Genomic DNA, 9,976 nt, shown 5'->3' with positions numbered 1-9,976 from the left:
GCCCAGGGGGCCGGCCCCGCGACGGATCAGCGGCTGTCGCTCCCGGAGGCCTGTGCCGCCGCGCGGCCCGCCTCCAGGCGTGCCACCGGGATCCGGAAGGGCGAGCAGGACACGTAGTCCAGGCCCACCTCGTGGAAGAAGTGCACCGACTCGGGGTCGCCGCCGTGCTCGCCGCAGACGCCGAGCTTCAGGTCCGGGCGGGTGGCCCGGCCGGCCGCGACCGCGTTGCGTACGAGCGAGCCGACGCCGTCCTTGTCGATGGTCTCGAACGGGCTGACGCCGAAGATGCCCTTCTCCAGGTACGCCGTGAAGAAGCTGGCCTCCACGTCGTCCCGGCTGAAGCCCCACACGGTCTGGGTGAGGTCGTTCGTTCCGAACGAGAAGAACTCGGCGGCCTCGGCGATCTGGCCGGCGGTCAGCGCGGCGCGCGGCAGCTCGATCATCGTGCCGAGCGCGAGCTTCAGCTCGACGCCGGTGGCGGCCTCGACCTCGGCGATGACCTGCTCGGCCTCCTCGCGGACGATCTCCAGCTCCTGGACGGTGCCGACGAGCGGGATCATGATCTCGGCGCGCGGGTCGCCCTTGGCGTTCTTGCGCTCGGCCGCGGCCTCGGCGATGGCCCGTACCTGCATGGTGAACAGGCCGGGGATGACCAGCCCGAGGCGGACGCCGCGCAGACCCAGCATCGGGTTCTGCTCGTGCAGCCGGTGCACGGCCTGGAGCAGCCGCAGGTCGTTCTCGTTGGAGTCCTTGCGGGCCTCGGCGAGGGCGACACGCACCGACAGCTCGGTGATGTCCGGCAGGAACTCGTGCAGCGGCGGGTCGAGCAGCCGCACGGTCACCGGCAGCCCGTCCATCGCCTCGAAGAGCTCGACGAAGTCCTTCTTCTGCAGCGGCAGCAGGTTCTTCAGCGCGTCCTCGCGCTCGTCGTCGGTGTCGGCGAGGATGAGCTTCTCGACCATCTCGCGGCGCTCACCGAGGAACATGTGCTCGGTACGGCACAGGCCGATGCCCTGGGCGCCGAAGCGACGGGCGCGCAGCGCGTCCTCGGCGTTGTCGGCGTTGGCCCGTACCCGCAGCCGGCGCACCCGGTCCGCGTACGCCATGATCCGGTGCACGGCGGCGACCAGTTCGTCGGCGTCGTCGGCACCCGCGTGCATACGGCCCTCGAAGTACTCGACGACCGGGGACGGCACGACCGGGACCTCACCGAGGTACACCTTGCCGGTGGAGCCGTCGATGGAGACGACGTCGCCCTCCTCGATCACCGTGCCGTTCACGGTCATCCGGCGGCGCTTGGTGTCGACCTCCAGCTCCTCGGCGCCGCAGACACAGGTCTTGCCCATGCCGCGGGCGACGACGGCCGCGTGCGAGGTCTTGCCGCCGCGCGAGGTGAGGATGCCCTCGGCCGCGATCATGCCGTCGAGGTCGTCCGGGTTGGTCTCGCGGCGGATCAGGATGACCTTCTCGCCGGAGCGCGACCACTTGACGGCCGTGTACGAGTCGAAGACGGCCTTGCCGACCGCCGCGCCCGGGGAGGCGGCGATACCGCGGCCGATCTTCTCCACCTTGGCCGACTCGTCGAAGCGCGGGAACATCAGCTGCGCGAGCTGGGCGCCGTTGACGCGCTGGAGCGCCTCGGCCTCGTCGATGAGGCCCTGGTCGACGAGCTGGGTGGCGATCCGGAAGGCGGCACCGGCGGTGCGCTTGCCGACGCGGGTCTGGAGCATCCACAGCTGGCCGCGCTCGATGGTGAACTCGATGTCGCACAGGTCCTTGTAGTGCGTCTCGAGCGTCTCCATGATCTGCATCAGCTGGTCGTACGACTTCTTGTCGATCGACTCCAGCTCGGCGAGCGGCACGGTGTTGCGGATACCGGCGACGACGTCCTCGCCCTGCGCGTTCTGCAGGTAGTCACCGTAGACACCCTGGTGGCCGCTGGCCGGGTCACGGGTGAAGGCGACGCCGGTGCCGGAGTCGGGACCGAGGTTGCCGAAGACCATCGAGCAGACGTTGACGGCGGTGCCGAGGTCGCCGGGGATGCGCTCCTGGCGGCGGTACAGCTTCGCGCGGTCGGTGTTCCAGGAGTCGAAGACCGCCTTGATGGCGAGGTCCATCTGCTCGCGCGGGTCCTGCGGGAAGTCGCGGCCGGCCTCGGTCTTGACGATCTTCTTGAAGTTCCTGACCAGCTTCTTGAGGTCGGCCGCCTCGAGGTCGGTGTCGACGGTGACCTTCTTGGCGCGCTTGGCCGCCTCGAGGGCGTCCTCGAAGAGTTCGCCGTCGACGCCGAGGACGGTCTTGCCGAACATCTGGATGAGCCGGCGGTACGAGTCCCAGGCGAAGCGCTCGTCGCCCGCCTGCTTGGCCAGGCCCTCCACGGACTTGTCGGAGAGCCCGATGTTCAGGACGGTGTCCATCATTCCGGGCATGGAGAACTTCGCGCCGGAGCGTACGGATACGAGCAGCGGGTCGTCGGCCTGGCCGAGCTTCTTGCCCATGCGCTGCTCCAGCGCGTCGAGGTGCGCACTCACCTCGTCACGCAGTGCCGCGGGCTCTTCGCCGCTCTCGAGGTAGACCTTGCAGGCCTCGGTGGTGATGGTGAAGCCCGGGGGGACGGGCAGACCGAGGTTGGTCATCTCGGCGAGGTTCGCGCCCTTGCCACCGAGGAGGTCCTTGAGGTCCTTGTTGCCCTCGGTGAAGTCGTAGACGAACTTCTGATCTTTGTTTTCCGACACGGGTCTCGACTCCTCGAGGACTCGGTGGCTGCCCTGACGGCGAGGAACATACCCAGATCGAAGGCGTCTGGGTACGTCCACTTGTCTGTCATTCGGCCGTAACCACCCGTCCGCCAGCAGATCGCAGGTTACCGATGCGTAAAGCCGTTCGCTCCAGCATCTTCACCCCTCGAAGAGCGCTTGACTCAAAGCAGGCAATCACCGCTCAGACGAGCGCCCTCCAGGGCATTTGAGTTCAACTATTGAACACAGAAGAGGTGGCACTCAGTGCCACCCCTTCTGAAGTCGCAGCCACCTTGTTTGCGCTCATCTGAGCGCACCCCTTATCAAGGGTGGCGAGAATCACGCCGCTCAGCAGCGCCGGATTCCACGATCCGGACCCTCGCGTGCCCGGTTCCGGGCCGGTCGCTCCGGGCGTCCGACAGTCAGCCGCCGGACGTGTCCAGCTCCGCATCCTCGCTCACACCTGCACAGTCGTACGGATCCTTCAGCCAGCCGTCCGGCAGCACGACCCGGTTGTTCCCGGACGTACGCCCCCGGGGGCCGTCCGCGCCCACCGGCCACGGCTGGTCCAGTTCCAGCTCGCTCAACTGAGCACCCAGCTCGTCCAGCGACGACGTCACCGCGAGCTTCTTGCGCATCTCGGAGCCGACCGAGAAGCCCTTGAGGTACCACGCCACATGCTTACGGAAGTCGATCACGCCACGGGACTCGTCACCGATCCACTCCCCCAGCAGCCGGGCGTGCCGCACCATGACGTCCGCGACCTCCCGCAGCGACGGTCGCGCATAGGTGTCCCCGCCCTCGAAGGCGGCGACCAGATCGCCGAACAGCCACGGCCGGCCCAGGCAGCCGCGCCCCACGACCACGCCGTCGCAGCCCGTCTCGCGCATCATCCGCAGCGCGTCGTCCGCCGACCAGATGTCGCCGTTGCCGAGCACCGGGATCTCGGGCACATGCTCCTTGAGGCGGGCGATGGCCTCCCAGTCCGCCGTGCCGCCGTAGTGCTGCGCCGCCGTGCGCCCATGGAGAGCGATCGCGGTGACGCCCTCGTCGACCGCGATCCGCCCCGCGTCGAGGTAGGTGATGTGGTCGTCGTCGATGCCCTTGCGCATCTTCATCGTGACGGGCAGATCCCCGGCGTTGCCGACGGCCTCGTTGAGGATCGCCCGCAGCAGGTTCCGCTTGTACGGGAGGGCCGAGCCGCCGCCCTTGCGGGTCACCTTCGGGACCGGGCAGCCGAAGTTGAGGTCGATGTGGTCGGCGAGGTTCTCGTCCACGATCATGCGGACGGCCTTGCCGACGGTCACCGGGTCCACTCCGTACAGCTGGATCGAGCGCGGCGTCTCGGTCTCGTCGAAGTGGATGAGCTGCATGGTCTTCTCGTTGCGCTCGACCAGCGCCCGCGTTGTGATCATCTCGCTGACGAACAGCCCCTTGCCGCCGCTGGCCGTGCCCGTCGGGGGGCGACCCCCGAACCCCCGCACGCCTTCGGCGAACTCGCGGCAGAGGGTGCGGAACGGCGCGTTCGTGATGCCGGCCATGGGCGCGAGCACCACCGGGGGCTGTACGGCGTGCGGGCCGATCTTGAGCATGGACGTCACGGACGTCGACGGGGCGAGCGTGGTCATTCGCCCATTGTCGCGCATTCCCCAGTTCATTAGTTAGCCGTACTATGCATACATGCCTGTGTCCGAGCGCGAGCCCGAGCCGGGCCGACGGCGGCGACTCCTGATCCTGGCGATCTGCTGCATGAGCCTGCTGATCGTCAGCCTGGACAACACCGTCCTCAATGTCGCCCTGCCCTCCATACGCCAGGAGCTGGACGCCACGGTCGCCGGTATGCAGTGGACCATCGACGCCTACACGCTCGTCCTCGCCTCACTGCTGATACTCGCCGGATCCACCGCCGACCGGATCGGCCGCCGCAAGGTCTTCAAAGCCGGGCTCGTCCTCTTCACGCTCGGCTCCGTCCTCTGCTCGCTCGCGCCCAGCCTCGAACTGCTCGTCGCGTTCCGCATGGTCCAGGCCGTCGGCGGGTCGATGCTCAACCCGGTCGCCATGTCGATCATCACCAACACCTTCACCGACCCGCGCGAGCGCGCCCGGGCCATCGGGGCCTGGGGCGGCGTCGTCGGCATATCGATGGCCGCGGGACCGGTCGTGGGCGGCCTTCTCGTCGAGACGGTCGGCTGGCGCTCCATCTTCTGGGTCAACGTCCCGGTCGGCCTCGCCGCCCTCCTGCTCACCTGGCGCTACGTCCCCGAGTCCCGCGCCCCGAAGCCGCGCCGCCCCGACCCGGTCGGCCAGCTCCTCGTCATCGCGCTCCTCGGATCGGTCACGTACGCGATCATCGAGGCTCCCGCCGAAGGGCTCGGCGCCGTGCTCCCCTTCGCCGGGATCGCCGTGATCGCCCTCGCCGGACTGCTGCGGTACGAGCGCGGGCGCGACGAGCCCCTCATCGACGTCCGGTTCTTCCGCTCGGCGCCGTTCAGCGGGGCGACCGTCATAGCGATCACCTCGTTCGCCGCGCTCAGCGGCTTCCTCTTCCTCAACACCCTCTATCTGCAGGACGTCCGCGGACTGTCCGCACTGCAGGCCGGCCTGTACATGCTGCCCATGGCCGCGCTCACCTTCGTCTGCGCACCGCTGTCGGGCCGCCTCGTCGGCAGTCGCGGCCCGCGGCTGCCGCTGATCGTCGCCGGGGTCTCCATGGCCGCGTGCGGACTGCTCTTCGCCGCGTTCGAAGCCGAGACGACCACAGCGCTCCTCTTCACCGGCTACGTCCTCTTCGGCCTCGGCTTCGGCATGGTCAACGCCCCCATCACCAACACCGCGGTCTCCGGAATGCCCCGCTCCCAGGCGGGCGTGGCCGCCGCGGTAGCCTCCACCAGCCGGCAGACCGGCGCCACCCTCGGTGTCGCGGTCATCGGCTCGGTCCTGGCGGCGGGCACGAGCGCCGCCGCCCACGCGACGGGCTTCGTCGAGGCGAGCCGCCCCGCGTGGTGGATCATCATGGGCTGCGGGCTGTCGGTGCTGCTGGTCGGACTCGCGACGAGCGGGAGCTGGGCGCGCGCCACCGCGGAGCGCACCGCACGGCAACTGGAGTCGGCGGCGGTGCGGGTGCCGGCGGACAGCCGTATGTCCTGATTTCCGCGAACCGCGGATCACTGTCCCATCGGGTCGCTACGTTGAGTGTTCAGAACATCACGCGTGGCTGTCTGGCCCGTGCACAAGGGAGGGCGCATCATGACACTGATGCTTGAGCGACCGATGACGATAGAGATTCCCCACGGTTCACCGCTCTTCGAGGCGCTGTGCCAGACCTTGCTGACCATGGAGGTGCCCGACGGCTACCGGGCAGAGATCGTCGGGGGAAACATCGTCATGTCGCCGTGGTCGAGGGGCTTCTACCTGCCCATCATGGAATCCATTCAGGACCAGCTGAAGCCGCACCGGCGACAGGGCCACACCATGTCCATGGCCCCCTTCCTGTTCACCTTCCCCGGGGAGGAACGGGCCTACGGTCCCGACATCTACGCCGCCGCGGCGTCCGCCTTCCAGACCGACGCCCGGTGCATCGACGGCGAGGCCCTCTCCTTCGTCTGCGAGCTGACCTCCTCCTCGACCCGGCTCGTGGACTGGCAGGACAAGGCTCCGGTCTACGGCAAGTCGGGCGTGCCCGTGTATCTGCTGATCGACATGCAGGAGGAGACCGCCTCGGTGTTCTGGGGGCCGTCCTCGAAGGGTTACCTGTCACGCACCACCGTCGCGTTCGGCGGCAAGCTCGAGATTCCCGACCCGTTCGGCTGTGAGCTCGACACGTCCACGTTCGCAGTACCCGCCGAAGCCACCGACGGCTGAAGCCCGCCGGTGCCCGACCGGCAGGGCGTGGATCGGCCGCGGTACGAGCGCGCCGTCGGCGTCGGCGATGAGCGCCCGCAGGTCGCGCGTACAGGGAGAGCCGAAGGGCCCGGACCACATGAGTGATCCGGGCCCATCGTTCGATGAGTGAGCGTCAGCTCTGTGCGTCGGCACCGCCTTCGGTGGCCGGCTGCGGCTGCTCGGCCTGATCAGGCTGGTCGGCCTCCTTGCCCTGCGCGCGCTCGCGCATCTTGCGCAGCAGTTCCTGCTTCTGGTCGGCGGTCGCCTTGCGGTCGGCGTTGCGCGCCGGACCGTTGCCCTGCTGGTCGGCGCGGGACAGCTTCTTCCGCTGTCCGCCCACGCCGAGGAGGTTGTTACGGCTCTTGGCCACGGGGTTCTCCCATCGTGGTGAGAAGTGGTCCTGGTGTCAGCTGGTGGGGGCGGTACGGAGCCGCCGCACTCTCACTCGTAGATCTGGAAGAAGGAGGACATGGGCCGACGGTACCCGGCCCCGAGCCGGGCGGGCATCCGGATTTCCGTCGTGTCGAGGGCGCACCCCCGTGCATGCGCCGACGCGGCGACGCGGAGACGGCAGGCCGACCCGTCGGCCGGTCGGCCCGTCGGCCCGTTCAGTCCGTCCGGTCCCGCGCCGGGTCGACCGTCGCCTGGTGCGCCTCCGCGAGGTGCTCCTCGGCCTTGAGCCACGGCAGGAACTGCGTGCCCTTGCGCCAGCCGCAGGTGTCGCAGGTCAACGCGCGCTGCATGCCGGACTTCTTGACGTGCACGACGTGCTCGCGGCCGTGCTGATCCCATCTGCTGACCTTGCTGGTGGTCATGGACGGCATCGTTCCTCCTGGTGACGAATGCGCCCAGTGTGCAGCAGGACCAACATCAACAGCACTACCTTGTCGTGCTGTTCTCCCGTGCGTCACCCGCCGGGCGCTCAGCCACCGCTTTCCAGGAAGCGCAGCACCGCGAGCACCCTGCGGTGGTCGGCCTCGGCGCGCGGCAGATCGAGTTTGCTGAGGATGCTGTTGATGTGTTTGGCGACGGCGCTCTCGCTGACGACGAGGCGGCCGGCTATGCCGGCATTGGACCGTCCCTCGGCCATCAGGGCGAGCACTTCCCCTTCGCGTTCCGTGAGCCGTTCGAGCGGATCGCTCTGCCGCCGCACCAGAAGCTGTGCGACGACCTGCGGATCCAGGGCGGTTCCGCCGTCGGCGACCCGTCGCAGCACGTCGATGAACTCCTCCACATCGGCAACGCGTTGTTTGAGGAGATAGCCGATGCCGCTGGTTCCGGCGCTGATCAGCTCGGCGGCGTATCGCTCCTCCACGTACTGCGACAGCATCAGCACTGCCGTGTCCGGCCATTGCTGCCGGATGCGCAGTGCGGCCCGTACACCCTCGTCCGTGAAGCCGGGCGGCATGCGCACGTCGACGACCGCGAGGCCGGGCCGCTGTTCGGCGACCGCCGCCAGCAGCCCTTCCGCGTCGCCGACTTCCGCGACGACCTCGAATCCGGCCATTTCCAGAATCTTGACGACGCCGACCCTGAGCAGGATCGAGTCCTCGGCGATCACAGCGCGCACGGCAGCTCCACGGTCATGACGGTCGGGCCCCCGGTGGGGCTGCTCATCCGGATGGTCCCGTCAACGGATCCCACCCGCTGGGAGAGTCCGGTGAGGCCGGTGCCGCGGGCCGGGTCGGCGCCGCCCACGCCGTCGTCGGCGATGACCACCCGCAGTATCCCTCCCAGCCGGGAGACGGTCACATCGGCCCGGGTGGCGTGTGCGTGCTTGGCGATGTTGGTGAGTGCTTCGGAGACGACGAAGTAGGCGACGGCTTCGACGGCGGGCGCGGCCCGTTCGGGTATGTCGGTCCGCAGTCTCACGGGAAGCGGGGCGCGGGCCGCGAGTCCCGGCAGTGCCGCGTCCAGGCCGAGTTCGTCGAGTACGGCCGGATGGAGACCGCGTACGAGGTTGTTGAGTTCCTCGACCGATTCCTTGGCCTCGCGGTGCGCGTCGTCGATGACCTGTCGCACCTCCGGGGGCAGGTCCGTGAGAGTGACCTTGGCGATGCCCAGGTTGAGGGCGAGCGACACGAGGCGTTGCTGGGCGCCGTCGTGCAGGTCCCGTTCGATGCGGCGGCGTTCGGCGGCGGCTGCGTCGACGGCCCCGGCGCGGCTTTGGGTGAGGTCTTCGACGCGCTGTCTGAGCGCTTCGGCGCTGCTGTCCTTGAGGAGGGCCGGGGCGATGCGGTTCTCGAGCCGTACGAGCGCTCCCGCGAGGCGCGGTGTGGCGAGCAGCGCGAGAACGCCTGCGGCCATGACGTAGGCGGCCTGGGTCGTGTATCCGCGGTGGGAGAGGCGCCACTCGAAGGGCAGCAGGAAGACCCACACGTACACGGTGGTGGCGGCCGCGCCCGCGATCATCAGGGCGAGTACGAGCAGTTCGAGCGCCCCGAGGCAGGGCGCCACGAGCCAGTTGTAGGCGAACTGCCGTCCCGGCACGGCGAATCGGAGCCGGGGCAGCTCGACTCCGCACAGTTCGCGGTAGCGCCTGCGGTGGACCTCGGTGAGTCCGAATCCGGCGATGGCGATGAGGACGACGGGGATGGGCAGGATCACCGGGGCTTCGGACGAGGTGGCGGCGATGGTCCGGGTGAGGAGGATGACCGCCCAGACGAACAGCGGCGCGGTGGCGAGGTGCGGGAGCACCCCGGAGGCGATGAAGAGGATGTCGCGCCGCAGCCGCGTGAGCGTGCGGCGCAGCCGGGGCGGGATGGTCATGATCCAACCGTAGGCGGCGGGTTCGGGCGGCCGCCATGAAGTCCCTTGCCGTATCAGGGGTGTAGCCAGTACCACCCCCATGTCGGATGGCAGCGCTACTGACTGCGACCGCCCGGAACGGGAGTGTTGATCACTGAGCCCGACGGCCGGGTTCCCGGGATCGGAAGGAAGCGCACTCCATGGCTCTCATCGCGTACGGCTCTCCCATCGGCACTGCCCGCCTGCCCAGGTGGCAGGGTCGCCTGCTGACCGGTGCGGGTCTGGCGCTGCTGCCGTGGATGGGGTTTCTGGCAGGGACACTGCCGCCGGCCGAGGCGGCGGCCTGGGTGGCGCTGGATGCCCTGGAGGCGGCTTGTCTGCTGACGGCGGGCATGCGGCTCGTCCATGGCGGTGGCGGCCACCGGGCACCGGCGGCCGGGGCCGCCCTGCTGCTGCTGGCCGATGCGTGCACGGATCTGCTGACCTCGGCGCCGGGCCCGGAGCTGGCGGGGGCGGTCGCGTTGGCGGTGTGTGCGGAGTTGCCGCTCGCGGCTGTGTGCGCGGCTCTGGCGATACGGGGGTGCGGGCGTGGGCGCTCAAGCGTGGGC

General features: G+C 69.3%; 9 protein-coding genes. 3 read left to right on the top strand and 6 right to left on the bottom strand.

Going from position 1 to position 9,976, the window contains the following annotated elements; all coding sequences use genetic code 11:
* Positions 1 to 26: 26 nt before the first annotated feature.
* Both ppdK and dusB read right to left on the bottom strand, forming a co-directional pair.
* Complete coding sequence (gene ppdK / locus ACWGI8_RS31375) at positions 27 to 2,735, bottom strand: pyruvate, phosphate dikinase (RefSeq protein ID WP_453666061.1); 2,709 nt, start codon at positions 2,733 to 2,735, stop codon at positions 27 to 29.
* A gap of 425 nt (positions 2,736 to 3,160) precedes the next feature.
* Entirely contained in the window at positions 3,161 to 4,384 is a 1,224-nt protein-coding gene (gene dusB / locus ACWGI8_RS31370) for a tRNA dihydrouridine synthase DusB (RefSeq protein ID WP_453666059.1), read from the bottom strand.
* A gap of 34 nt (positions 4,385 to 4,418) precedes the next feature.
* On the opposite strand from dusB, the gene ACWGI8_RS31365 reads away from it, so the two are divergent.
* Both ACWGI8_RS31365 and ACWGI8_RS31360 read left to right on the top strand, forming a co-directional pair.
* Positions 4,419 to 5,885, top strand: coding sequence for an MFS transporter (locus ACWGI8_RS31365; RefSeq protein ID WP_453666057.1), 1,467 nt, complete (start codon positions 4,419 to 4,421; stop codon positions 5,883 to 5,885).
* Between the two features lie 99 nt (positions 5,886 to 5,984).
* The gene (locus ACWGI8_RS31360) at positions 5,985 to 6,599 is read left to right on the top strand and encodes a Uma2 family endonuclease (protein ID WP_453666056.1); all 615 of its coding nucleotides are present in this window, start codon (positions 5,985 to 5,987) and stop codon (positions 6,597 to 6,599) included.
* A 154-nt stretch (positions 6,600 to 6,753) separates the two neighbouring features.
* Here the strand turns inward: ACWGI8_RS31360 and ACWGI8_RS31355 are convergent, their stop codons facing one another.
* From ACWGI8_RS31355 to ACWGI8_RS31340, 4 genes are all read right to left on the bottom strand, one after another.
* Entirely contained in the window at positions 6,754 to 6,990 is a 237-nt protein-coding gene (locus ACWGI8_RS31355; RefSeq protein WP_453666054.1) for a DUF6243 family protein, read from the bottom strand.
* A gap of 238 nt (positions 6,991 to 7,228) precedes the next feature.
* Positions 7,229 to 7,444 carry a hypothetical protein gene (locus ACWGI8_RS31350; RefSeq protein WP_453666052.1) on the bottom strand — a complete coding sequence of 72 codons (216 nt, stop codon included), beginning with the start codon at positions 7,442 to 7,444 and terminating at the stop codon, positions 7,229 to 7,231.
* Positions 7,445 to 7,542: 98 nt separating this feature from the next.
* Positions 7,543 to 8,190: a response regulator transcription factor gene (locus ACWGI8_RS31345; protein WP_453666050.1), complete on the bottom strand. Its 648-nt coding sequence runs from the start codon at positions 8,188 to 8,190 to the stop codon at positions 7,543 to 7,545.
* Positions 8,178 to 9,389, bottom strand: coding sequence for a sensor histidine kinase (locus tag ACWGI8_RS31340; protein WP_453666048.1), 1,212 nt, complete (start codon positions 9,387 to 9,389; stop codon positions 8,178 to 8,180). The genes ACWGI8_RS31345 and ACWGI8_RS31340 overlap by 13 nt, the downstream gene beginning before the upstream one ends.
* A gap of 179 nt (positions 9,390 to 9,568) precedes the next feature.
* Here ACWGI8_RS31340 and ACWGI8_RS31335 point away from each other — a divergent pair.
* Positions 9,569 to 9,976, top strand: a 408-nt coding sequence (locus ACWGI8_RS31335; protein WP_453666046.1) for a hypothetical protein, incomplete at its 3' end; no start/stop codon positions are given.

This window comes from Streptomyces sp. NPDC054841, assembly GCF_053611045.1.
This window is presented reverse-complemented; position numbering and strand designations above follow the sequence as displayed.

Excerpts from the sequence above, each read along its gene's own strand:
- dusB (WP_453666059.1), bottom strand. The coding sequence starts at position 4,384 with ATGCGCGACAATGGGCGAATGACCACGCTCGCCCCGTCGACGTCCGTG.
- ACWGI8_RS31350 (WP_453666052.1), bottom strand. The coding sequence starts at position 7,444 with ATGCCGTCCATGACCACCAGCAAGGTCAGCAGATGGGATCAGCACGGC.
- ACWGI8_RS31360 (WP_453666056.1), top strand. The coding sequence starts at position 5,985 with ATGACACTGATGCTTGAGCGACCGATGACGATAGAGATTCCCCACGGT.
- ACWGI8_RS31365 (WP_453666057.1), top strand. The coding sequence starts at position 4,419 with ATGCCTGTGTCCGAGCGCGAGCCCGAGCCGGGCCGACGGCGGCGACTC.
- ACWGI8_RS31340 (WP_453666048.1), bottom strand. The coding sequence starts at position 9,389 with ATGACCATCCCGCCCCGGCTGCGCCGCACGCTCACGCGGCTGCGGCGC.